Genomic DNA, 21,960 nt, shown 5'->3' on the forward strand with positions numbered 1-21,960 from the left:
GCAACTGGGAGAAACGGATATGAGCAACATTCGCACCGAAGTCGAAAACCATGTCGCGCTGGTCACGCTCGACAATGCGCCGGTCAACGCCGCCGCGCTCGACATGCTTCAAGAACTGACCGACGTCTTCGACAGCTTCAACGACCGCGACGATGTGCGCGTCGCCGTCCTCACCGGCGCGGGCAAATGCTTCAGCGCCGGCGCCGACCTCAAGAACCGGCCCGACCTGTCGATCCCCGGCAAGCGCTGGAACCGCAACCGCGTCGTCCGCGAAGTCGCTTACTCGATCGCCGATTGCGCCAAGCCGGTGATTGCCGCGGTCAACGGCCCGGCGCTCGGCGCGGGTTTCGGCCTTGCCGCGAGCTGCGACATCATTGTCGCCTCCGAAAATGCGGTTTTCGGCCTGCCCGAGATCGACGTCGGCCTGATGGGCGGCGGCAAGCATACCTCGCGGATCGTCCCGCACTCGCTGGCGCGGCGCATGATGCTCACCGGCTATCGCGCCCCGGCATCCGAAATGTATCGCCGCGGCATCATCGAGGCGTGTCTGCCCGTCGACGAACTGTTGCCCTATTGCCTGGAGATGGCGGCGGTGATCGCGTCCAAGAGCCCGCTCGCGACGCGCTACGCCAAGGACAGCATGCGCACGATCGAGAATATGACGCTGCGCGACGGCTATATCTATGAGCAGGGCAACACCGCCAAGCTGTCGACCTCCTATGACGCGCAGGAAGCGGTCGCGGCGTTTGTCGAAAAGCGCGCGCCCGTCTTTCAGGGCCGCTGAGCGGAGCCGCCGTCATGGACTGGAATTTCGGCGACCTGCTGGACGCGACCGCGGCGCATGTGCCCGGCGACCGCCCGGCGATCATTCGCGGCGACCATGTCACCAACTGGGCGGATTTCGACGCCCGCACCAACCGGCTGGCCCGCGCGATGCGGGCGGCGGGGCTTTCCGCCGGTGCGCGTATCGCGATCCTGGCGCGCAACATCCCCGAGTTCATCGAGATCGCGGCCGCGGCGTTCAAAGCGCGGCTGACCCACGTCAATCTCAACTATCGCTACACGACGTCCGAGATCGAATATGTGCTGCGTGACTGTCAGGCGGCGGGGCTATTCTATCAGGACGAGTTCGGGCCGGTCGTCGCATCGCTGATCGGCGGCGCGCTCGACCATCTGACCTATGCGGTGCAGATCGGCAGCGACGGGGCCTATGACGGCATCGTGGCGGAGGGCGACGCGTCGCCGCTGGGCATCGCGCGTTCGCCCGACGACGGCTATTTGCTCTACACTGGCGGCACCACGGGGCGGCCCAAGGGCGTGATGTGGCGTTCGGCCGATGCGCGGCGCTCGCAGCTCGAATCGCCGGTCGCCGTCACCACGCCCGCAAGCATGGACGACCATATCGCGCAGGTGCTCAAAGGCGCAGCAGGCCGCGTCATGCCCGCCTGTCCGCTGATGCACGGCGCGGGACTCAACAGCTCGCTCGCCGAACTGCTCGTCGGTGGCACCGCCGTGCTGCTGCCCTCGGACCGCTTCAGCGCCGAGGAATTGTGGAGTGAGGCGGCGCGCCACGGCGTCACCCGCATCCTGATCGTCGGCGACGCCTTTGCCCGCCCGATGGCCGACACCTTGCTCGCCCATCCGGGACGCTGGGACCTGTCGGCGCTGCGGCTGATTTCGTCGGCCGGGCTGATGTGGTCCGAACAGGTGAAGGGCGCGCTGCTCGAGGCGCTGCCGCAGCTCACTTTGCTCGACATTCTCGGCGCGTCGGAAGCCTCGGGTTTCGGCTATGCGATCACCAACAAGGATCGCGCCACCCCGACCGGGCTGTTCGAACCGGGGCCGCAGACGGTGATCGTCGACCATGACGGGGGCCGCGTCCTCGGCGACGATGAGGTCGGCTCGGGCTGGCTCGCGCGGCGTCCGCCGTTCGGTGCCGGCTATCATGGCGACCCCGAAAAGAGTGCGAGCGTCTATCGCATCATCGACGGCCAGCCCTATGCGGTGCCCGGCGACATGGCCGAACGCCTGCCCGACGGGCGGCTGCGGCTGCTCGGCCGCGGGAGCATGTGCATCAACACCGGCGGCGAAAAGGTCTTCGTCGAGGAGGTCGAGGAGGCGCTGAAGCGTATCGACGGCATCGCCGATGCGATGGTGTTTGGCCTGCCCGATCCGAAATGGGGCAGCGTCGTCACCGCGCTGGTCGAAGCGGGCGATGCCCCCGACGACGAGGCGCTGCGCGCTGCGCTGTCGCACGACCTCGCCGCCTATAAGCAGCCGCGCACCATCATCCGCGTCGCCGTGCTGCCGCGCCATGCCAGCGGCAAGAGCGACTATCGCACGGGGATGGACATCGCCCGCGCGCAGCTTGCCGACGCGGGCTGACCCGCGCCGCACCCGACAAAGAATCCCCGGAAAGACTATCATGCAACAGGCTGAAAATATGAGCGCAACCTCTCCCCGCCGTCTCGACGCGCTGATCATCGGCGCGGGGTTCGGGGGCATGTATGCGCTGCACCGTACGCGCGGCATGGGGCTCGACGTGCATCTGATCGAGGCGGGCGACGATGTCGGCGGCACCTGGTACTGGAACCGCTATCCGGGCGCGCGCTGCGACGTGATGAGCATCGATTACAGCTACTCCTTTTCGGACGAGATCCAGCAGGAATGGACGTGGAGCGAGCAGTTCGCGGCGCAGCCAGAAATCCTGTCCTATGCGCGTTTCGTCGCCGACAAGCTCGACCTCAAGCGCGACATCAGTTTCGAGACGCGCGCGACTGCGGTGCAATATGACGAGGACGCCGCGCTGTGGCGGATCGAGACCGATGGCGGGGTCGTCTACGAAGCGAATTATTGCCTGATGGCGACCGGGCCGCTGTCGGTGCCGAAGCAGGTCGACATTCCCGGCGCCGCCAAGTTCAAGGGCGAGCTTTATCTGTCGGGCAAATGGCCGCATCACGACGTTGATCTCAAGGGCAAGCGCGTCGCGGTGATCGGCACCGGATCGTCGGGCATCCAGATCGTCCCTGTCGTCGCCGAACAGGCCGCGCATCTCACCGTCTATCAGCGCACGCCGAGCTTCACGCTGCCGATGCGCAACCGCAAGCTCGACGACGACTATGTCGCGCATATCAAGGCGCATTATCCGGGGCTGCGCGCGGCGGCGCGTCACTCGCTGACCGGCGGCGTACGCCCGATCACGCATCGCCCGGTGTTCAGCGTGACGCCCGCCGAAAGCGAGAAATTGATGGAGGATGCCTGGGCGCATAGCGGCCTGTCCTTCCTCGGGCTCTTTTCCGACCTGCTCACCAACCGCGATGCCAATGAAGTCGTTGCCGAATTCGTGCGCGGCAAGATCGCCGAGACGGTGAAGGACCCCGACACCGCGCGCCGGCTGACCCCGCGCGGCTATCCGATCTTCGCGCGGCGCCCGTGCCTCGATACCGGCTATTATGAGGCCTATAATCGCGACAATGTGACGCTGAAGGATTGCCTCGAGCATCCGATTGTCGAGATCACCGAAAAGGGCATCCGCACCGCCGAAGGCGAGGTCGAGGTCGATATCATCATCGCCGCGATCGGCTATGACGCGCTGACCGGCGCGATGCTGTCGATCGACATCAAGGGCAAGGATGGCCGCGCGCTCAAGGACAAATGGGCCGATGGCGGGCGCTCGCACCTCGGCCTGATGATCGAGGGCTTCCCGAACCTGTTCGTCATCGCCGGGCCGAACGGTCCGTCGGCGCTGGCCAATTTCATCATTCTGAACGAGCAGAATGTCGACTGGGTGTGCGATTGTATCACCCATATGCGCAGCGAGGGCATCCGCTCGATCGAGGCGAATGCCGATGCCGAGGACGGCTGGATGCAGAAGGTGACGACGCTCGGCTCGCTGTCGCTCTATCCGACCGCCAACACCTGGTACACCGGGGCCAATGTGCCGGGCAAGCCGCGCACATTCCCGGTTTATATCGGCGGGCTTGGCCGCTACCGCGAAATTTGCGCCGATGCGGCCGCCGAGGGATATCGGGGCTTCACGCTGCGATAACCGGCGTCCTGCGTCCCTGTCTGGAAAGGTCCCTCCTGTTGTCCGATCGGCTGTTCGAACCGCTTTCGCTCTCGCGCGGCCCCGCGCTGAAAAACCGTTTCATGCTCGCGCCGCTGACCAACCGGCAAAGCCATGCCGACGGTCGCTTGTCGGACGCCGAACATAAGTGGCTGGAGATGCGCGCCGCGGGCGGGTTCGGGCTGACGATGACGGCGGCGGCGCATGTGCAGCCGGTGGGGCAGGGCTTTACCGGGCAGCTTGGCGTTTTCGACGAGGAGCATGTGGCGGGACTGACCGCGCTCGCCACCGCGATCCGGGCGAAGGGCTCGCTTTCGTCGGTGCAATTGCACCATGCCGGCAGCCGCGCCGAGACGGCGCTGGTGGGCGCGCCGGTCGCGCCGTCCGCAGTGCCCGACCGCGGCGTGCGCGCGCTGACCGAGGCCGAGGTCGCGGCGCTGCGCGACGATTTTATCGCGGGCGCGGTGCGCGCCGACCGCGCGGGGTTCGACGGCGTCGAGATTCACGGCGCGCATGGCTATATCCTGGCCGAATTCCTGTCTGCGGAGTCGAACAGCCGCAGCGATGATTACGGCGGCAGCCTGGAAAACCGCGCGCGTATCATCTTCGAGATCGTCGACGGGATTCGCGCCGCGACGCGGCCCGATTTCCAGCTCGGCCTGCGCCTGTCGCCCGAACGCTTCGGGCTGGTGCTCGAGGAAATCCGCGATGTGGCGGTGCAGGCGATGGCCGGAGGCAAGATCGACTATCTCGACATGTCGCTGTGGGACGTCCGCAAGGAACCCGAGGATGACAAGCTCAAGGGCCGCTCGCTGCTGAGCTATTTCGCTGAATTGCCGCGCGGCGACGTTCGCATCGGCGCCGCGGGCAAGGTGATGACCGCCCAAGACGCGCGCGATGTGCTCGACGCCGGTTGCGATTTCGTCGTCATCGGACGCGCCGCCATCCTGCGCCACGACTTCCCCGAACGCGTCCGCCGCGACCCGGCCTATCGCTCGCCGCCGCTGCCCGCGTCGGTGCCGCACCTGCTCGGCGAAGGGCTGAGCGACGAATTCGTCCATTATATGCGGCGCTGGCCGGGATTCGTCGAAGAGGAAGCGGCGGGATAATCTTTCGCTGGCGAACGATCCGCCGCTCCCATTTTTGCTGATGTTCGCCCATCGGCGCGCGCGATACTCTCCTCTTCAAAATCACAAGAGGAGGATGCGATGGATCTGGGTCTCAAGGGCAAGAAAGTCATCATGAACGGCGGCGCGCACGGCCTGGGGCTGGCGTCGCTCAAGATTTTCGCCGCCGAGGGCGCCGACGTCGCCTTTTTCTCGCGCGATGCCGAGAAGGTCGCGGCGGCGGTCGCGGCGATCGATGCGGCGGGGCCGGGCAAGGTGTTCGGCGAGCAGTTCGACATGACCGGCAATCCCGACGGCTATCGCGCCTGGCTGGCGAAGGCGCGCGATGCGCTCGGCGGCTGCGACATCTTCATCCACACCGCGAGTTCGTCGGGGCAGGGCGCGACGGGCGACTGGCAGCGCGGGCTCGACATGGACGTGATGGGCGCGGTGCACGGGGTCGAGGTGCTGACCGAGGCGCTCGCGGCGTCGGGGTCGGGGTCGATCATCTTCATGTCGTCGACCGCGGCGGTCGAGACCTTCATCGTCCCACAGGCGTTCAACGCGCTGAAGGCGGCGCTGATCACCTATGGCTCGCAATTGAGTCAGTCGCTCGCGGCGCAGAATATCCGCGTCAACATCGTCTCGCCCGGCGCGATCTATTACCCCGGCGGCAATTGGGAGGTCATCAAGTCGGCGGTGCCGGCGCTCTATGAAGGCACGCTGGCGCAGATGCCGATGGGCCGCTTCGGCGAACCCGAGGAAGTGGCGAAGGGGATCGTGTTCATGGCGTCGCCCGCCTGTCCGTACATGACCGGCGCGCATCTCGTCATCGACGGCGGTTTCACCAAACGCGTCCAGTTCTGAGGGGCGCGCAATGAAGCTTTACCAGTCGCTCGGCCCCAATCCGCGCGTGGTGCTGATGTACCTCGCCGAGACGGGGGTCGCGGTCGAACGCCGGTTCGTCGACATTATGACGGCCGAAAACCGCCAGCCCGATTTCTGCGCGAAAAGTCCGCTCGGGCACACGCCCTTGCTCGAACTCGACGATGGGCAGTGTATCGCCGAGAGCATTGCGATCTGCGAATATCTTGACGAGACGCTGGGCGGTCATGCGCTGCTGGGCGCGACAGCCGAGGAACGCGGGCGGACGCGGATGCTGGTGCGGATCGTCGACCAGCTCGTCGTCGTGCCGATGACCGCGGGCTTTCGCGGTGCCGAGGGACTGCCGATGTTTCAGAGCCGGCTGCTCTGCCTGCCCGACGCGGCGGCGGACCTGAAGCGGCTCGCCGCCGACGGGCTGGCGCAGCTCGACCGGATCGTCGGGGCGGGGCCGTGGCTCGCGGGCGAGCGGTTCAGCCTTGCCGACATCTTGCTTTACAGCTTCGTCGAGTTCGGCGCGATGGTCGGGCAGCCGCTCGATCCGGCGCTGACCAATCTTGCTGCCTGGCGCGACCGTGTTGCGGCGCGCCCCAGCGCTGCCGCCAGCGCCAACCCCCAATATGGCATCGGAGAATTCGCATGACCGAGACGATCGATCGCGACAAGTTGCGCGATATCTACACCCGCACGATGCGCGTCGCGCGTGCCGACGAGAAATTCCGTTCGCTGCTGATGGCCGGCAAGCTCGCGGTGATCTATTACACCGTGCGCGGGCAGGAACTGGTGTCGGCGGCGGCGATGGCGGCGCTCGAACAGGACGATTATCTCGTCACCACCTATCGCGGCCAGCACGACCAGATCGCCAAGGGGGTGCCGCTGAACCCGCTGTTCGCCGAGATCGCGGGCAAGGTCGGCGGCACCTGCCGCGGCAAGGGCGGGTCGATGCACATCACCCATCCGGACTCGGGGGTGATGGTGACGACCGGGGTCGTCGGATCGGGATTGCCGATCGCCAACGGGCTCGCGCTCGCGTCGCAGAACCGCGGCGACGGCAAGGTGACGATCGTCTGTTTCGGTGATGGCGCGACCAATATCGGCGCCTTCCACGAGGCGATGAACATGGCGCAGCTGTGGAAACTGCCGGTGATCTTCCTGTGCCAGAATAACCGTTATGGCGAGCATACCGCGTTCGCCGACCACACCAAGGTCGATTCGATCGTCACCCGCGCCAAGGCCTATGGGATGGAAGGTGTGAAGGTCGACGGCAACGACGCGATCGTCATGTACAACACCACCAAGGCTGCGGTCGATCGCGCGCGGGCGGGCGAGGGGCCGACGCTGATCGAGGCGATGTGTTACCGGATGATGGGGCATTTCTTCGGCGCCGACTTCTCCTACATGCCGAAGGAGCATCTCGCCGAGATGGCGGCGGAGGACCCGCTGCCGCGGCTCCGCCAGTTGATGCTCGACCACCAGTTTTCGGAGGCCGAGCTCGACGCGATCGTCGCCGATCTCGACGCGCAGATGGACGCCGCCGCCGAGTTCGCGGCGAACAGCCCGCTGCCGGGGCCGGAGGAAATCCGTAAGGATGTCTTCGAAGAGGAGATTGCGGCATGAGCGCGCAGATCACAGTAACGCAGGCGATCAACCGCGCGATCGACGAGGCGATGGCCGAGGATGAGGGGGTGATCCTGCTCGGCGAAGATGTCGCGGCGAAGCAGGGTGGCGGTGTGTTCAAAATCTCGGCCGGGCTGACCGAGAAATATGGCGAGAACCGCGTCCGCGCGACGCCGATTTCGGAGCAGGCGATCGTCGGGGCGTGCGTCGGCGCGGCGCTCGCGGGCTTCCGCCCGATCGCCGAGATCATGCTGATGAACTTCGTGACGGTGGCGATGGACCAGATCGTCAACCATGCGGCGAAGCTGCGCTTCATGTCGGGCGGGCAGACGCATGTGCCGCTGGTGCTGCGCACGACGACCGGGGTCGGGGTCGGGTTCGGCGGGCAGCATAGCGATATGCTCGAGGCGTGGTTCGCGCATGTGCCGGGACTGAAGATCGTCACCCCGTCGAATGCCGCCGATGCGCAGGGGCTGATGCGCGCCGCGATCGCGTGCAACGACCCGGTGATCTTCATCGAGAATATTCTCTGTTACGGGCTGAAATCGGACGATCCGGGGCCGGGGCATGTCGTGCCGCTCGGCAAGGCGGCGGTGACGCGCGAGGGCAGCGATTGCTCGATCATCACCTATGGCCGCACCGTGCTCGATGCGCTTGAGATTGCCGAGCGACTGGCGGGCGAGGGGATTTCGGTCGAGGTGATCGATCTGCGCACCATCGCGCCCTATGACGAGGCGACGGTGACGGCGTCGGTCGAAAAGACCGGGCGCGCGGTCGTGCTCCACGAAGCGGTCAAGCAATATGGCACTGGCGCCGAAATCGCCTCACGGCTCAACGAAAAGCTGTTCGGCAAGCTGAAAGCCCCGGTGACGCGCATCGGTGGGGCCTTCTCGGCGGTGCCGATGGCGAATGCGCTCGAACAGGCGTGGATCCCGAACAAGGATAAGATCGCCGATGCGGTACGCGCCGCAATGAACTGGAAAGGCTGAGGCGATGGCGGAGGAATTGCGCATCCCGAAGGTCGGCATGTCGGCGACCGAAATGACGCTGAACGAATGGATGTTCGGCGACGGCGAGCGCGTCGAGGTTGGCGACATCCTCTATACCGTCGAAACCGACAAGACGACGGTCGAGGTCGAGGCGCAGGTCGCGGGGATCATCCGCCCGATCGGTGTCGAGGGCGAAGTCTATCCGGTCGGCGCGCTGGTCGGGACGATCGAATGACCCCGCTCGAAGCCAGCAAGGCGATGTACGCCGCGGTCGCCGAGGGCGACTGGGACGCGGTTGCCGACTTCATGGCCGACGACTTCGTCATCCATGAACCGGCCTCGCTTCCTTATGGGGGCGAATGGCGCGGGCGCGATGCGCTGCAACGGCTCTACACGCATGTCATGGGTTATTGGGACGATCCGGTGGTCAAATGGCAGGAACTGGTCGGGGGCGAAAAATATGCCGTCGCCTTGCTCCACTTCACCGTGACCGCGAAATCGAGCGGCAAGCGCTTCGAGACGCATATCGCCGAGGTCACCGCGTTCGACGACGCCGGCAAGATGGCGTCGATGCGTATCCATTATTTCGACACGGCCGACATAGTCGGCCAATTGAAGGCATAAGCCATGGCCGAAGCGCCGCATGTCATCGTCCTCGGTACCGGCGGCGCGGGGTTCACCGCCGCGATTGCGGCGCATGAGGCCGGGGCGCGGGTCTCGCTGTTCGAAAAGGGCGATCAGGTTGGTGGCACCACCGCCTGGTCGGGCGGGATGATCTGGATCCCGAACAACCATCATGAGGCGACGCTTGGCGTCGAGGACAGCCGTGAAAAGGCGCTGACATACCTCATGTCGATGTCGCACGGGCTGATGCAGCAGCCTCTGGTCGAGGCGTTTCTCGACCACGGGCCGGAGATGGTCGCGTTCCTCGAGGCGAACACCCCGGTGCAGTTCCGGCCGATCCCCGAATTTCCCGACTATCACGCCGAGTTTCCGGGCGGGATGCCGAATGGCGGGCGGTCGCTCGATTGCCCGCTCTATTCGTTTCACGAACTGGGCGAGTGGGCCGACCGGGTCACGCTGTCGCCCTATTATCCGATGCCCTATTTCTCGATCTACGACACGCCGCTCGGACAGGCGAAGCCGCAGCCGCTGACGCCCGAGGAGTTGCAGCGCCGGATCGACGGCGACCTGCGCGGGAGTGGGCAGGCGCTGGTTGGCCGCCTGCTGCGCGCGTGCCTCGATCGCGGGATCGAACCGCAGACGGGGCATCGCGCGGTGCGCTTGCTGATGGACGGCGAGCGGGTCGCCGGGGTGCTATTCGAGACCGCCGATGGCGAGGTCGAGGTTGCCGCCGATGCGGTGGTGCTCGCGACGGGCGGGTTCGAATGGGACAAGGATCTGCTCCGCGCCTTCCTTCGCGGGCCGATGACGCACCCGCTGAGTCCGAATACCAACAGCGGCGACGGGCTCAAGATGGCGATGCGCGTCGGCGCGATGCTCGGCAATATGCGCGAAGCCTGGTGGATGCCGGTCGCCGAGGTGCCCGAGAGCGAAAGTTCGACCGGCAAGACGCTGGTCGCGGGGCAGCGCAGCCTGCCGCATTCGATCATGGTCAACCGCGCGGGGCGGCGCTTCACCAACGAGGCGGCGAATTACAATGCGATCGGCGCGGCGTTCCACGATCAGGACGTCAGCGCGTTCGATTATAAGAACCTGCCGTGCTGGCTGATCTTCGACCAGCAATATATCGACCGCTTCGGTTTCGGGATGATCAGCGGCGAGCGCGGGGTCGCGCCGCCGCAATGGGCGATGCGCTCCGAGAGCCTGTCCGAACTGGCGAAGCGGCTGGAGATCGATCCCGACGCGCTCGAAGCGACGGTCGACCGCTTCAACACCCATTGCGCCACCGGGCGTGATCCCGATTTCGGGCGCGGCGATGCGGCGCACGACCAATGGTGGGGCGATCCCGACGGGCGTGGATCGACCGCGGCGACATTGGGACCGATCGGCCAGGGGCCCTTCTTCGCGGTCGAGATCAAGAGCGGGGCGCTCGGCACCAAGGGGGGGCCGCAGACTGATGTCCATGGACAGGTGCTGAGCGTCGATGGCGGGCCGATTGTGGGGCTTTACGCCGCGGGCAATGTCATGGCCTCGGCGATGGGCATGACTTACGGCGGCCCGGGTGGAACGATCGCGCCTGGCATGGTGTTCGGCTTCCTCGCCGGGCGCCACGCAGCGACCGTGTCGGCGAAGCAATTGGAGGGCGTGGCATGAAGAAAATCATCGTCCTCGGCGCGCCCGCCGATCAGGGGATTCCCTTGCTGACGGCGCTCAAGGCGAGAGGCTTCGAACCGACCGCTGGCGTGCGGCGGCCGGGCGCGATGGCGACGACGCCGCATTCCGATGTACCCGAGGTCGCGGCCGACCTGTACGACGTCGCGAGCCTGACCGCCGCCTTTCGCGGCCAGGATGCGCTGGCGATGCATTTGCCGTTCGAATTCGACCGCGACCGCGCCGCGACGATGGGGCGCAATATCGCCGAGGCCGCGCGGGCGGCGGGGCTGGGGAAGATCGTCTTCAACACCAGCTGCTTCGTTGCCGACCATGATCTGGGCCTGTCGGCGCACGACGGGCGGCGCGACATCGAGCGCGCGATCCACGACAGCGGCGTGCCCTATGTGATCATCGAACCGATGGTGTTCATGGACAATATCGCGCGCATCTGGTCGCGCCCGGCGATCGTCAACAGCGGCGTGTTCGCCTATCCGGCGGCCGAGACGCTGAAGATCAGCTGGGTCTGCCTGGAGGATGTCGCGGCCTATATGGTGTCGGCATTGCTCCACGAGGATCTGGTCGCCGACCGGATCGCGGTGGGCGGACCCGAGGCGCTGGTCGGTGGCCAAGTGGCCGAGCGGCTGAGCGTCGCGGCGGGGCGCCCGGTGCGCTTCCAAAGCCTGTCGCCCGACGAATTCGCGGCGCGGATGAGCGAACTCGTCACCGGCTCGCGCGAGGTCCAGCCGGCGAGCATTTATGACGGGATGGCCAAATTCTATCGCTGGTACAACGACCAGCCGGTGTCGCCGGTCGCGCTCGATGCGGTGCCGGCGGCGCGGCTGCTCGGGGTGACGCCGACGCCGTTCGCGGAGTGGGCGGCGCGGCAGGACTGGTCGGCGGTGAAGGCGTAGTTCCGCTTTTTTTTTTTGCGATTGGATCTCTTGCAAATCCAAGGAACGACTGTTTTCGACCGGTTGCGGACGCTCAGTATGCTGGCAAGGTTTTGGCATCGGCAACAGCGTCTTCACCCGCCTGAATGTCGAGAGAATGCACCTCCCAACAGGCGTCGAACCCACGCGCCAATGCGGTTTGTCTCAATTCCGGGAAATCGTCCTTCAACAATGCCAGGAACATCGACCAATGGGCTGCGCTCAACTCTGCTCGCCCAGGGGCGCAGTGTCGATCGGGATGGCCCTGCCGAACGGAATATATGGAGCCGAAATCATCTGGTTCGGTAAATTCTGCCATAATCTCTCGGAAAGCCGGGGTAGGCAGGTAAACCAGATAAGCTGTACCGATCAACGTCATGCGCCAGCTTAGATTTAGAAGTGTCCGGTTTCTACCTATTTCAACCGTTCGATACCGATGCGCATGCGATGACCGCTTTCGGGCGTTGGTTGCCGCGGAAGGAATAATGCTCTCTCCCCTTCAGGGGAGAGATACGCAGGCTTGCCGGTTTACCGGCTAGCCGGAGTTGAGAGGGGCGTGACGATGTCCCCCTCTCCCAACCCTCTCCCCTAAAGGGGAGAGGGCTAAATGTCCGCTCCCCACCCCAAAGCCCACGCTCGTTTCACCGGTTCGCAACAAAAGATATGAGCACCCTTTTTATGGCAATTGCCCGTCCACATATTTCCCCAGCGTGCGCTGGAAATGGCGGATGCGGCTTTCCTGATAATGGCCGAGTTCGATCACCCCGTTGGGCGAGGACTTCATGCCCTCCTGCACATAGGGCAGGTTTTCCATATCCTGGTCGAACACCCCGGCGAGCGCGGCGCCGATCAGGTGGCTGGCGCTGGCGAAGGGCTGGTCGTCGGGGATCAGGTGCATCGGGGCCGATTTGGGGGCCTGCTCGCCCTTGGGCGTGCGCATCAGGATGCGGACCTCCATCAGGCAATGGTCGGTGTCGCCCCACGGCCGCCAGCGATAGACGATGTTCGGCACCAGCCCGCCCCATGGCGACCAGTTGGGGAAGACATTGTAGGTGAAATTGTCGAGCATCTCGCTGTCGGTCGCGGCCGAATAATCATGCCCGTTCATCGCGCCAAAAGCATCGCGGTTCGCCTGCGCCAGCACCTTGCGCGCGAGCATCGGATCGTCGGCGTCGAAGCCCTTGAGGTCGGTCGGATCGCCGGTCGCACGGCGTGCGCGGCTGTCACCGCCGCCGATGAAATCCTCGAGCGATTTCAGGACATAGAATTGGTCCTTGCCCTTGATGTGCGGCGACATCGCGCCCGCCGGGGTGATCGCGCGGTTGAGGAAATCGCCATAGAGGTCGTAGCGGGTGTTCGCGTCGGCGGTGAAACCGAGGATCTGCGGATGGGTGACGATGCTGTGCCACGCCTCCATGAACGCCTCGGCGACCGCCTTCCAGTTGGCGGGAATGACGCGGCCGACCCAGGCGGCGGTGTGGCATTCGTCGAGCCGCCAATTGTCATAATGCTCGACCCCGGGGCCGATCCATTCGCGGAAAGGCGGCAGGTCGTGGTTCTCGGTGACGAGCAGGAAGCCCTGCCAGCTTTCGACCTTCAGCTCGGGCAGGCTCATGTCCTTGTCGTCGAGATGCTTGAAGTCCCATGCGCAGGGCGCTTCCTTGAAGCGACCGTCGTGGTGCCAGGAAAAGCCGTGGAAGGGGCAGCGCAGATTCACCGCGGGGCCGCTCTCGGTGCGCAGCTTGCGGCCGCGGTGGAGGCAGACATTGTAGAAGGCTTTGACGGAGCCGTCCTTCTGGCGGACGAGCAATATGCTCTTTTCGTTGATGTCATAGACGACGGTGTCGCCGGGGTTCGGCATATCCTCTTCGCGCGCCGCGAACTGCCAGATGTTCGGCCACATCTTTTCGCGCTCGAGTTTCGCCCAATCGTCGCTGACATAGCGCTCGATCGCGATCGGGTCGTCGCCGAGCTCCTGGTTCGATTCGGCGAACAGATAGTCGGGGACGCGCCGCGTATCGGCCCTGAGCATGTCGGTGTAGCTGGTGCCGGGGCAGCGGTCGTCGCGGTCGCGGTCGCCGTCGAAGTCCGGGGCCTGGGGAGGGGAGAGGTCGTTCATCGATAACTCCGAAAGGTCAGGCAAGCTGGTCGAGCGGCATCTTGCACGCGGCGGCGATCGAGCGGTGGACGCCGTGGAGCGCGGGTTCGTTCGCGCCGAGGACGACGCGAAAGTCGGCGGGCGCGGTCATCAGATTGGCATAGCCATTGCTGGCGACCCGATAATCCTCGGTCTGCACGACGGTCGCGGTCATGTCATAGGCCATTTCGCACATGGTGCGATGCTCCTCACTTTCGACGCCGAACGGGGCATAGACCGCGAACTGGCAGAACATCTTGCCGGGGCCATCGGGGAACAGTCTGAAAACCTGCGTGAAATAAACGCCGGGGGTGACCGCGCCGAAGAAGATCACGGTGTTCGGGAACAGGAAATGGACCCCGCCATATTCGGTGTCGGGCCACTCGCTTTCGTCCTTGCCGACGAGCGCGCCGATCGACAGGTCGGGGAAGCTGACGCGGTGGTGACGGCCGATCGGTTCATAGACGTTGCGGTCGCTGTAATGCGTGCCGCCGATCGTCGAGGCGTGGAGCATCTTGAAATGATAGCTCTCGCCATAGGTGTCGAGTGCGAACTTCCAGTTGGAATCGGCGGTGAGGATACCCTTTCTGACCGGTTCGGCGCGGTGCAGTTCGAGCTGCGCGAGCACCGGGCCAAAGTCGCCCAGATGCGTCTCGGCATCGATCGGCGCACCGTCGGGATTGGCGCGCACGAAGATGAGGCCGAGATGCTCGGTGCAGGGCAGTTCGATGAGGTTGCGGGCGCCGATCTCGCAATCGGCGAAACCCTCCTTGCCCGGCTGGCCGACGAGGGTGCCGGCGGGGTCGAAGGTCCAGGCGTGAAAGGGGCAGACGAGGCGCGGGCGCGGGCCGCTCCACGGTTCGGTCTCCTCGACCAGCTTGGCGCCGCGGTGGGTGCACATGTTGAGGAAGGCGCGCGCGACCCCGTCCTTGCCGCGCGCGACGAGGATCGACGGGCCGACCGAGTCGAAGACCAAAGTGTCGCCCGTCTTGGGAATGTCGCCCGACAGGCCGGCGACGATCGGTTCATTGCGGAAAATATGCTGCATCTCGGCCGCGTTGCGGGCTTCGCCGGTGTAGATGCTCTTGTGCAGCGGCAGCGGCGCCTCTGCGCGATCGGTGCGGTTTTCGGCGACGATCGATACCAGCTTGCGCAGCCCGGTCCGCGCATTGCGCTTGCGGACGGCGGGCCAATCCTTCTGGACGATATGGGGATCGGACTCGGCCATGGCTCTCCTCACATTTTGCCCAGTATGACTCCGGGTCTCGAACAGCTTATCGCACAAAGCCCGGCGCTTGTGCGCTATCGCTTTTGAGGGGGAGAGACCCGATGACCCGACCCGCCACGCTCGCATCGCTGGGCGAGATCATGCAGTTGGCTTTCGTGCCGGCGGATTTCGACGCGGCGCTGAAGCAATGGACCGAGGTGATGGGCGCGGGGCCGTTTTTCCTGCTGCCGAACGTGACGCTTCCCGGCGGGCGCTATCGCGGCGAGCCGAGCGATCCGGTGTTCACCATGGCGCTGGGGTATTGGGGCGAGATGCAGATCGAGCTGATCCGGCCCGAGAATGACGCGAAATCGCTATATCGCGGCGAATATGCGGTGGGCGAGGGGCTGCACCATGTCTGCGTGCTGGTCGACTCGATCGCCGAGGCGCGGGCGCGGTGCGGCGAGGTCGGCGCGGAGATTATTTTCGAGGCGCCGGTCGGCGAAAGCGGCGGGGTGATCTACGCCGATCCGGGGACCGGGCCGGGGACGCTGGTCGAACTGCTCGAACCGCAGGCGGGGACGCGCGAGCTGTTCGCGATGATGCGCGATGCGGCGAAGGGATGGGACGGGAGCGCGCCGCTAAGGTCGCTGGGATAGAGCGCGGACTTTTCGCCAAAAGCTTCGTCATTGCGAGCGAAGCGAAGCAATCCTGAGCGGTTTACGCAGGCTCTGGATTGCCGCGTCGGTTTGCTCCTCGCAATAACGGGGTTTAGCTGTTCGCCCCCAGATACCCCAGTTGCCCGGCCTTGAAGATCGTCTGGGCGCGGTTGACCGAGTTCAGCTTCTCGCCGGCGCGGTGGACGTGATAGCGCACCGTCGCGTGGCTCAGCGAGATGATCATGCCGATCTCGCGATCGGTCTTGCCGATCGCCGCCCAACGCAGGCACTCGACCTCGCGCTTCGACAGCTCGCAGTCCGACGGAATGCGCCTTTTGGTCCGCATCGCCGAGGCATAGCCCGCAATGAAGCGCCGCGTCGCCAGCGACAGCGTGTCGCCGATTTCCGCGAACAAATCGGACAGGTCGTCGATGTCGGGATCGGTCGGATGAAAGCTGTTGGCCGAAATCTGGCCGAACGGCAGATGCACCGGAATAACGATCGCCGCCTTGTAGCGCGGGTTCGCGGCGAAATAGCGCGCCGGGTCGATTTCATCGAGATAGGGGTTCGGCTGCGCGGTGCGGAACCCGTCGCTGTTGCACCAGAAGGGCTCGCTTTCGTAGCGGCACGAGCGCGGCAGTGGCGAATGGAGCGCCAGCCGATGATCTTCCCACCAGCGTTCGCCGTCGCCAAGCCAGCCGAACAGGTCGGCGGCGAGGACGGCACCATCGGCGTCGACCATCGTTTCCTTCGACGCGATATCGTCGCAGAGTGCGGCGCGCAGGCCGAAGGCCGCCGCATAGTCGCGCAGCAGCACCGCGGCATCGTGGATATCCTCCACGTTGCGGATCGTGACCGCGTCGACGAGCGTCCTGGCATCCATTGGGGGCGCGAACCCGTCGACCGGCAGTTTTTCTGCCTGTTCTCCCATGATCGGGACTATTTCATACTGGCCGGCAAGTCGCAATGCATGTGTCATAAGCGGAGCACCGTCTTTGCTATGATGTTTTTCTGAACTTCGCTCGAACCGCCGAATACGGTCCAGGCACGGCTGTTGAGATAGCGCGCGGCGGCGACCTGCGCGTCGGCGTCGCCGATCGGGGGCGGGGCTTCATTGCCGTAGAGCGGGCGGACGGTCGGCAGTTGCAGGCCGTCATAGCCATGGAGGTCCATCGCGAGGCCATCGATCCGCTGGTGGAGTTCGGAGGAGATCAGCTTGACGAGCGAGGTCTGGGGGCCGGCGGGCCGGCCCTTGGCGATGTCGGCGAGGATGCGCAATTCGGTGGTTTCGAGCGCTTCGGCTTCGAGCCGCAGCCGCGCGATTTGCGTCGCGACCTGGATGTCGCCGCCGAGCGAGCCATTGTGCCCGCTCGGCGCTATGCCTGCGAGCTGTTCGAGATGGTCGATCGCGCGGATCAGGCGCGGCGCGTGGAAGGATCCGCCGCGCTCGTTCTCGAGCAGGAATTTGGCGATCGTCCAGCCCTGGCCTTCCTCGCCGATGCGGTTGTCGACCGAGGTGCGCGCGGCGTCGAGGAAGACCTGGTTGACCTCATGGTCGCCGGCCATGGTGACGATCGGCGTGACGGTGACCCCGGGCTGGTCCATCGGCACGAGCAGGAAGCTGATCCCCGCCTGTTTCCTGACCTCGCCGTCGGTGCGGACGAGGCAGAAGATCCAGTTCGCGTGATGCGCGTGGGTCGTCCAGATTTTCGACCCGTCGACGACATAGTCGTTGCCGTCACGCCGCGCGCGGGTGCGCAGCGAGGCGAGGTCGGAGCCGCTTTGCGGTTCGCTATAGCCCTGGCACCAATAATCGGTGCCGGCGCGGATCGCGGGGAGGAAACGGTCCTTCTGCTCCTGCGTGCCGAAGGCGCAGATGACGGGGCCGACGAGACGGAGGCCGAGCACCGACAGCGCCGGCGCGCCGGCGACCGCGCATTCCTTTTCGAAGATATAGCGCTGCATCGGGGTCCAGCCGGTGCCGCCGCAATCCTCGGGCCAGTGATAGGCGACCCAGCCCTTGTCGTTGAGGATGCGGTGCCAGACGAGCCCGATATCGGGCTCGACAAAGACCCCGGGGGTGCGCTTGGCGCCGTCGCGGACATAGTCGGGCAGCGAGGTGCGGAGGAAGTCGCGGACCTCCTCGCGGAAATCCAGTTCGTCTTTGGTGAGGTCTAAATCCATGATTTCACTAGCGTTCGAGGATCGCCACCGCCGACAGGCCGGGCGCTCCATAGACATGAGAATAACCGACCTTGGGTTCGTTCGGTACCTGCCGTTCGCCGCCGCGACCGCGCAGTTGCACTGTATTTTCGTATACCTGCCGCAGCCCCGACGCACCGATCGGTTCGCCGCAGGCGAGGCAACCGCCGTCGGTGTTGATCGGCAGCTTGCCGCCAATCTCGCTCCAGCCCTCGGCGAACCATTGTTCCTGGTCGCCGTCGGCGCAGAAGCCGTTTTCGGCCATGTGCATGATCTCGGCGCCCGATTCGGTGTCCTGCAATTGCGCGACCGAGACGTCGCCGGGACCGATGCCCGCCATTTCGAAGGCGGCGCGGCTGGCGATCTGGGTCGGCTTGCCGCCGCCATCGACGCTGACCGACGGCGCGAAGACCTCGAACGATCCCTCGGGGCGGGTGCGGAAGGCGACGCTGGCGATGCGCACCGCGTCGGACCCCAGTTCGCGCACCTTCTTCGCGCTCGCCAGCACCAGCGCGACCGCGCCTTCGGCGGGCGAGCAAAACATATATTTGGTCAGCGGGTCGTTGACCATCGGCGCGTTCAATATCGTGTCGAGATCGACCGGCGAGCGCCGCCAGGCATGGTCGCACAGCGTGCCGTTGCGGAACGCCTTTTCGGCGACGAGGCCGAGGGTACGGCGGCTGATCCCGTGGAGCGCCATGTAACGCTGGATCTTGAGCGCGAAGAATTGCGTCGTCAGCATCATGCCGGTTTCGCCATACCATTCGGGCAGGCCATATTCGGCGGGCTTGGCGTTGAAGGCGCCGCGCGGATGCTTGTCGAAGCCGACCGCGAGCGCGATATCGCACGCCCCCGCCGCGATGGCGTTGCGCGCCGAGGTCAGCGCGCTGCCGCCGGTCGCGCAGCCGTTGGCGACGTTGATGAAGGGGACGCTGGTCAGGCCCAGTTCGTTGACCATGATATCGGCCGACCCCGCCGCCGCCGAGCCGCCATAGGCGAATTCGACGTCGTCCCACGCGATGCCGGCGTCGCCGAGCGCCTGTTGCACGGCATAGACGCCCTGGTCGCGGCCCGAGCGGCCGTCGGTGCGGCCGAAGGGGTGGATGCCCGCGCCGATGATATAAACGTCGTCGTTCATGCGGTGCTCCGGGGCCTGAAGGCATAGGTCGAACGGTTGTCGTCGAAGGCGACGACGGCGAATTCCATCGCCATGCCGATTTGCAGGTCGGCGGCGGTCGCATCGACGATCCGCGTCTCGACGATCACTTCGCCGGGTAGCTCGACATAGCCGATGAGAAAGGGCTGGAAGGGCTGGGGGCCGCTATAGGGGGCCTTGGGTTCGAAGCCCTGCGTGGTCCACGACCACAGCGTGCCGTGGCGCGACAGCGCGACCGGTTCGACCAGCGCGGCGGCATCGCCGTCGGGAACCGGAAAGATGATTTCGCCGTTCGCGCGGCGCCCGCCGATCAGCCGCGGTTCGGCCTCGTCGGTCCACAGGCCGTGGGCGATGGGGGTCAATGCGGTCATGCGGCCCTCGCATAGCTGCGCAGGCAATGGGCCTGATCGCCCAATAATTTGTCGAGCAGCATGACGCGTTTCAGCGCATGGCCGATCGCGAGTTCATCGGTCTGGCCCATTCCGCCGTGCATCTGCACCGCTTCGAGCCCGATCCGCGTCGCCGCTTCGCCGACAAAGGCCTTCGCGCCTGCGGCGATGCGCGGCCAGTTGGCATCGTCGGTCGTCGGGTCGAGCATCGCGGTGCGCAGCACCATCGAACGCGCCTGTTCGAGCGCGGCATAGCATTCGACGAGCCGGTGCTGGAGCGCCTGGAAGCTGCCGATCGCGGCGCCGAACTGCTGGCGCTCGCCGACATAGGCGAGGGTGTCGTCGAACATCGTCTGCGCGAGGCCGAGCATTTCGGCAGCGGCGAGCAGGCGGACGTCGCCGATGACGCGGTCGAATTTCGCTGCGGGCAGGTCGAGCGGTTCGGCCGGCGCGCGGTGGAGGTCGAGCGTCGCGGCATAAGAGCCGTCGATGACCGGATAATCTTGCCGCACCACGCCCGCCGCATCGGACGCGACCTTGACAAGCCGGTTTCCGGCGGCGGTGACGAGCAGCAGGTCGGCGAGCGGTGCGCCGAGGACGAAGGTCTTGGCACCGACGACCTGGCCATCCTCGACCCGCGTCCCGGCGGCTTCGGTTTCATAGCGGCGTCCGGGCTCGGCAAAGGCGACGGCGGCGAAGCGCTCGCCCGCGAGCAGGTCGCCGACCAGCGCCGTTTCGCCCACGGCAGCGGCAAGACGGATGGGCAGCACGCCATTTTCGAGCCAGGGATCCATCGCAAGGCCCTTGCCCAGCGCTTCGCCGACCAGCGCGAGATCGACCATCGTGCCGCCCATGCCGCCCATCGTCTCGGGCGCGGCGAGCGCGAGCAGGCCGAGGTCGGCGAGTTGCCGCCAGCGATCGCGCGAATAGCCGCCGGCCTGCCCGCGCATCGCGTGGCGTGCCGCGACGTCGACCGGGCCGAGGAAGCGGCCGATCGACTCGCGAGCCATCTGCTGGCCTTCGTCGAGATCGAAATTCATGCGCGCCGCCCGAAGTTGATCGGCAGGGTGGTGAGCCCGCGCAGCAGCATGTTCGGCGGCCAGCTCGGCTGGTGGCCGTCGGCGACGCGGAAGTCGGTCAGGCGTTTGAGCAATTCGGTGTAGGCGACGGCCATTTCCTTACGGCTCAGCATATTGCCTACGCACATATGAATGCCCTTGCCGAAGGCGAGATGGCTGCGCGCGTTGGTCCGTTCGATGTCGAAACGGTCGGGATCGGGATATTTGGCCGGGTCGCGGTTCGCGGCGGCATAGCGCAGCTGGACCATCGCGCCCTTGGGGATCGCGACGCCGCCGAGTTCGGCATCCTTCAATACCATGCGCCACATGCCCGCGGTCGGGCTTTCGGTGCGCAGCACTTCTTCGACGAGGTTGAGGATCGCGCGCTCATTGTCTTCGTCGACCGCCGCGACCGCCTTCGCCATCTGGTCGGGGTTTTCGATCAGCTGGAGCAAGCCGCCGGCGAGCGCCGAGGTCGTGGTCTCGTTCCCCGCGACCATCAGCTGCTGCATGATCGACAATATTTCCGCGTCTTCGAGCGGGCGTTCGCCATCGACCTCTGCGTAAACGAGGTCGGAGAGCAGGTCCTCGGTGCGGTTGGCGCGGCGCTCGTCGATCTTGGCTTTGACGAAATGCTGAAATTCGACGACTTCGCGTGCACATTCGAGTTCGCGATCCTTGGGGATCATCCGCCCGAGGCGGTCGACGAAGGCGTCGGACCAGCGCTTCACCTTGTCGAGATCGTCGTTCGTCATGCCGATCTGGCTGGCGATCATCGCGACGGGCAGGGGGATGCCGAAATCGCGCACGAAATCGGCTTCGCCTTTTGCCGCCATCTTGTCGATCAGGTCGATCACGACGCCGCGCATATTCTCCTCGATCGCGGCGACGCGCTTCATCGAGAAGGCAAGGTTGACGAGCTTGCGAAAGCGCGTGTGGGTCGGCGGGTCGGCGGTGAGCAGCGTATCGACCTGTGGCCAGCCGTCGGCGAGGATCGCCGCGACATCGCCATCCTCGGCCATCGCGCCCGACAAGGTACCCTGAAAATTGTTCGAGAAGGTTTCGACGTCGCCGGTCGCCTGCGAACAGAGATCGTAGGAGAGGACGAGGAACATGCCCTCCGACAGCTGGACGACCGGGCTCTTGGGCATCCACGCGCGATAATAGTCGAACGGGTCCGCAATCACCTGTGGTTCGAAAAAACTGCCTGCGGCGATGTCGTTCACGCGCCTCTTCCCTCAATCTTGTTCTTATACGCCCGACTATATGCAGCCGCTCCCCGGGCG

22 protein-coding genes are annotated in these 21,960 nt (G+C 65.5%); 13 read left to right on the forward strand and 9 right to left on the reverse strand.

Annotation, left to right across the window (positions count from 1 at the left end):
* The first annotated feature begins 19 nt into the window (after nt 1–19).
* The 12 genes from AC07U1_RS19025 to AC07U1_RS19080 all read left to right on the forward strand — a co-directional run bounded on the left by AC07U1_RS19025 (nt 20) and on the right by AC07U1_RS19080 (nt 11,848).
* Nucleotides 20–784 (forward strand): enoyl-CoA hydratase/isomerase family protein, encoded by a 765-nt coding sequence (locus AC07U1_RS19025; protein WP_056350400.1) that lies wholly within the window; start codon nt 20–22, stop codon nt 782–784.
* Nucleotides 785–798: 14 nt separating this feature from the next.
* Nucleotides 799–2,385: an AMP-binding protein gene (locus tag AC07U1_RS19030; RefSeq protein WP_495177892.1), complete on the forward strand. Its 1,587-nt coding sequence runs from the start codon at nt 799–801 to the stop codon at nt 2,383–2,385.
* Nucleotides 2,386–2,443: 58 nt separating this feature from the next.
* Nucleotides 2,444–4,048, forward strand: a complete 1,605-nt coding sequence (locus AC07U1_RS19035) for a flavin-containing monooxygenase (protein ID WP_495177891.1) — start codon at nt 2,444–2,446, stop codon at nt 4,046–4,048.
* Between the two features lie 38 nt (nt 4,049–4,086).
* Nucleotides 4,087–5,175 carry an NADH:flavin oxidoreductase gene (locus AC07U1_RS19040; protein WP_495177890.1) on the forward strand — a complete coding sequence of 363 codons (1,089 nt, stop codon included), beginning with the start codon at nt 4,087–4,089 and terminating at the stop codon, nt 5,173–5,175.
* Between the two features lie 99 nt (nt 5,176–5,274).
* Entirely contained in the window at nt 5,275–6,039 is a 765-nt protein-coding gene (locus tag AC07U1_RS19045) for an SDR family NAD(P)-dependent oxidoreductase (protein WP_495177889.1), read from the forward strand.
* A 10-nt stretch (nt 6,040–6,049) separates the two neighbouring features.
* Complete coding sequence (locus AC07U1_RS19050) at nt 6,050–6,697, forward strand: glutathione S-transferase family protein (RefSeq protein WP_492740660.1); 648 nt, start codon at nt 6,050–6,052, stop codon at nt 6,695–6,697.
* The gene (locus AC07U1_RS19055) at nt 6,694–7,671 is read left to right on the forward strand and encodes a thiamine pyrophosphate-dependent dehydrogenase E1 component subunit alpha (RefSeq protein ID WP_495177888.1); all 978 of its coding nucleotides are present in this window, start codon (nt 6,694–6,696) and stop codon (nt 7,669–7,671) included. Before AC07U1_RS19050 ends, AC07U1_RS19055 begins: the two co-directional genes overlap by 4 nt.
* Nucleotides 7,668–8,660, forward strand: coding sequence for an alpha-ketoacid dehydrogenase subunit beta (locus AC07U1_RS19060; protein WP_495177887.1), 993 nt, complete (start codon nt 7,668–7,670; stop codon nt 8,658–8,660). Before AC07U1_RS19055 ends, AC07U1_RS19060 begins: the two co-directional genes overlap by 4 nt.
* A gap of 4 nt (nt 8,661–8,664) precedes the next feature.
* Nucleotides 8,665–8,895, forward strand: a complete 231-nt coding sequence (locus AC07U1_RS19065; RefSeq protein ID WP_056350414.1) for a biotin/lipoyl-containing protein — start codon at nt 8,665–8,667, stop codon at nt 8,893–8,895.
* Nucleotides 8,892–9,284: a nuclear transport factor 2 family protein gene (locus AC07U1_RS19070; protein WP_495177886.1), complete on the forward strand. Its 393-nt coding sequence runs from the start codon at nt 8,892–8,894 to the stop codon at nt 9,282–9,284. The genes AC07U1_RS19065 and AC07U1_RS19070 overlap by 4 nt, the downstream gene beginning before the upstream one ends.
* A gap of 3 nt (nt 9,285–9,287) precedes the next feature.
* Complete coding sequence (locus tag AC07U1_RS19075) at nt 9,288–10,937, forward strand: FAD-dependent oxidoreductase (protein WP_495177885.1); 1,650 nt, start codon at nt 9,288–9,290, stop codon at nt 10,935–10,937.
* Nucleotides 10,934–11,848 carry an SDR family oxidoreductase gene (locus tag AC07U1_RS19080; protein WP_492740655.1) on the forward strand — a complete coding sequence of 305 codons (915 nt, stop codon included), beginning with the start codon at nt 10,934–10,936 and terminating at the stop codon, nt 11,846–11,848. The genes AC07U1_RS19075 and AC07U1_RS19080 overlap by 4 nt, the downstream gene beginning before the upstream one ends.
* A gap of 73 nt (nt 11,849–11,921) precedes the next feature.
* Here AC07U1_RS19080 and AC07U1_RS19085 read toward each other — a convergent pair whose 3' ends face one another.
* The 3 genes from AC07U1_RS19085 to AC07U1_RS19095 all read right to left on the reverse strand — a co-directional run bounded on the left by AC07U1_RS19085 (nt 11,922) and on the right by AC07U1_RS19095 (nt 15,231).
* Entirely contained in the window at nt 11,922–12,245 is a 324-nt protein-coding gene (locus tag AC07U1_RS19085) for a hypothetical protein (RefSeq protein WP_492740654.1), read from the reverse strand.
* 297 nt (nt 12,246–12,542) lie between these two features.
* The gene (locus AC07U1_RS19090; RefSeq protein ID WP_495177884.1) at nt 12,543–13,985 is read right to left on the reverse strand and encodes an aromatic ring-hydroxylating oxygenase subunit alpha; all 1,443 of its coding nucleotides are present in this window, start codon (nt 13,983–13,985) and stop codon (nt 12,543–12,545) included.
* A 16-nt stretch (nt 13,986–14,001) separates the two neighbouring features.
* Nucleotides 14,002–15,231, reverse strand: a complete 1,230-nt coding sequence (locus AC07U1_RS19095) for an aromatic ring-hydroxylating oxygenase subunit alpha (protein ID WP_495177883.1) — start codon at nt 15,229–15,231, stop codon at nt 14,002–14,004.
* 101 nt (nt 15,232–15,332) lie between these two features.
* Between AC07U1_RS19095 and AC07U1_RS19100 the strand changes: the two genes are divergently transcribed.
* Nucleotides 15,333–15,869, forward strand: coding sequence for a VOC family protein (locus tag AC07U1_RS19100; protein ID WP_495177882.1), 537 nt, complete (start codon nt 15,333–15,335; stop codon nt 15,867–15,869).
* A gap of 112 nt (nt 15,870–15,981) precedes the next feature.
* Here the strand turns inward: AC07U1_RS19100 and AC07U1_RS19105 are convergent, their stop codons facing one another.
* The 6 genes from AC07U1_RS19105 to AC07U1_RS19130 are packed head-to-tail and all read right to left on the reverse strand — an operon-like array spanning nt 15,982 to nt 21,900.
* Entirely contained in the window at nt 15,982–16,800 is an 819-nt protein-coding gene (locus AC07U1_RS19105) for a helix-turn-helix transcriptional regulator (RefSeq protein ID WP_495177881.1), read from the reverse strand.
* Nucleotides 16,801–16,844: 44 nt separating this feature from the next.
* Nucleotides 16,845–18,053: an acyl-CoA dehydrogenase family protein gene (locus tag AC07U1_RS19110; RefSeq protein WP_495177880.1), complete on the reverse strand. Its 1,209-nt coding sequence runs from the start codon at nt 18,051–18,053 to the stop codon at nt 16,845–16,847.
* Nucleotides 18,054–18,060: 7 nt separating this feature from the next.
* A complete protein-coding gene (locus AC07U1_RS19115; RefSeq protein WP_495177879.1) occupies nt 18,061–19,209 on the reverse strand; it encodes a thiolase family protein in 1,149 nt (382 codons plus the stop codon).
* Nucleotides 19,206–19,598: a Zn-ribbon domain-containing OB-fold protein gene (locus tag AC07U1_RS19120; RefSeq protein WP_495177878.1), complete on the reverse strand. Its 393-nt coding sequence runs from the start codon at nt 19,596–19,598 to the stop codon at nt 19,206–19,208. The genes AC07U1_RS19115 and AC07U1_RS19120 overlap by 4 nt, the downstream gene beginning before the upstream one ends.
* Nucleotides 19,595–20,656: an acyl-CoA dehydrogenase family protein gene (locus AC07U1_RS19125; RefSeq protein WP_495177877.1), complete on the reverse strand. Its 1,062-nt coding sequence runs from the start codon at nt 20,654–20,656 to the stop codon at nt 19,595–19,597. The genes AC07U1_RS19120 and AC07U1_RS19125 overlap by 4 nt, the downstream gene beginning before the upstream one ends.
* On the reverse strand, nt 20,653–21,900 hold the full coding sequence (locus AC07U1_RS19130) for a cytochrome P450 (RefSeq protein WP_495177876.1): 1,248 nt from the start codon (nt 21,898–21,900) through the stop codon (nt 20,653–20,655). Before AC07U1_RS19130 ends, AC07U1_RS19125 begins: the two co-directional genes overlap by 4 nt.
* Between the last annotated feature and the right edge of the window lie 60 nt (nt 21,901–21,960).

The organism is Sphingopyxis sp. GW821-FHT02C12, assembly GCF_059421785.1.

Bases quoted from the DNA above. Each gene is read 5' to 3' on its own strand.
- AC07U1_RS19025 (WP_056350400.1), top strand. From the start codon at position 20: ATGAGCAACATTCGCACCGAAGTCGAAAACCATGTCGCGCTGGTCACG.
- AC07U1_RS19030 (WP_495177892.1), top strand. From the start codon at position 799: ATGGACTGGAATTTCGGCGACCTGCTGGACGCGACCGCGGCGCATGTG.
- AC07U1_RS19035 (WP_495177891.1), top strand. From the start codon at position 2,444: ATGAGCGCAACCTCTCCCCGCCGTCTCGACGCGCTGATCATCGGCGCG.
- AC07U1_RS19045 (WP_495177889.1), top strand. From the start codon at position 5,275: ATGGATCTGGGTCTCAAGGGCAAGAAAGTCATCATGAACGGCGGCGCG.
- AC07U1_RS19050 (WP_492740660.1), top strand. From the start codon at position 6,050: ATGAAGCTTTACCAGTCGCTCGGCCCCAATCCGCGCGTGGTGCTGATG.
- AC07U1_RS19055 (WP_495177888.1), top strand. From the start codon at position 6,694: ATGACCGAGACGATCGATCGCGACAAGTTGCGCGATATCTACACCCGC.
- AC07U1_RS19060 (WP_495177887.1), top strand. From the start codon at position 7,668: ATGAGCGCGCAGATCACAGTAACGCAGGCGATCAACCGCGCGATCGAC.
- AC07U1_RS19065 (WP_056350414.1), top strand. From the start codon at position 8,665: ATGGCGGAGGAATTGCGCATCCCGAAGGTCGGCATGTCGGCGACCGAA.
- AC07U1_RS19070 (WP_495177886.1), top strand. From the start codon at position 8,892: ATGACCCCGCTCGAAGCCAGCAAGGCGATGTACGCCGCGGTCGCCGAG.
- AC07U1_RS19075 (WP_495177885.1), top strand. From the start codon at position 9,288: ATGGCCGAAGCGCCGCATGTCATCGTCCTCGGTACCGGCGGCGCGGGG.
- AC07U1_RS19080 (WP_492740655.1), top strand. From the start codon at position 10,934: ATGAAGAAAATCATCGTCCTCGGCGCGCCCGCCGATCAGGGGATTCCC.
- AC07U1_RS19085 (WP_492740654.1), bottom strand. From the start codon at position 12,245: ATGACGTTGATCGGTACAGCTTATCTGGTTTACCTGCCTACCCCGGCT.
- AC07U1_RS19090 (WP_495177884.1), bottom strand. From the start codon at position 13,985: ATGAACGACCTCTCCCCTCCCCAGGCCCCGGACTTCGACGGCGACCGC.
- AC07U1_RS19095 (WP_495177883.1), bottom strand. From the start codon at position 15,231: ATGGCCGAGTCCGATCCCCATATCGTCCAGAAGGATTGGCCCGCCGTC.
- AC07U1_RS19100 (WP_495177882.1), top strand. From the start codon at position 15,333: ATGACCCGACCCGCCACGCTCGCATCGCTGGGCGAGATCATGCAGTTG.
- AC07U1_RS19105 (WP_495177881.1), bottom strand. From the start codon at position 16,800: ATGGGAGAACAGGCAGAAAAACTGCCGGTCGACGGGTTCGCGCCCCCA.
- AC07U1_RS19110 (WP_495177880.1), bottom strand. From the start codon at position 18,053: ATGGATTTAGACCTCACCAAAGACGAACTGGATTTCCGCGAGGAGGTC.
- AC07U1_RS19115 (WP_495177879.1), bottom strand. From the start codon at position 19,209: ATGAACGACGACGTTTATATCATCGGCGCGGGCATCCACCCCTTCGGC.
- AC07U1_RS19120 (WP_495177878.1), bottom strand. From the start codon at position 19,598: ATGACCGCATTGACCCCCATCGCCCACGGCCTGTGGACCGACGAGGCC.
- AC07U1_RS19125 (WP_495177877.1), bottom strand. From the start codon at position 20,656: ATGAATTTCGATCTCGACGAAGGCCAGCAGATGGCTCGCGAGTCGATC.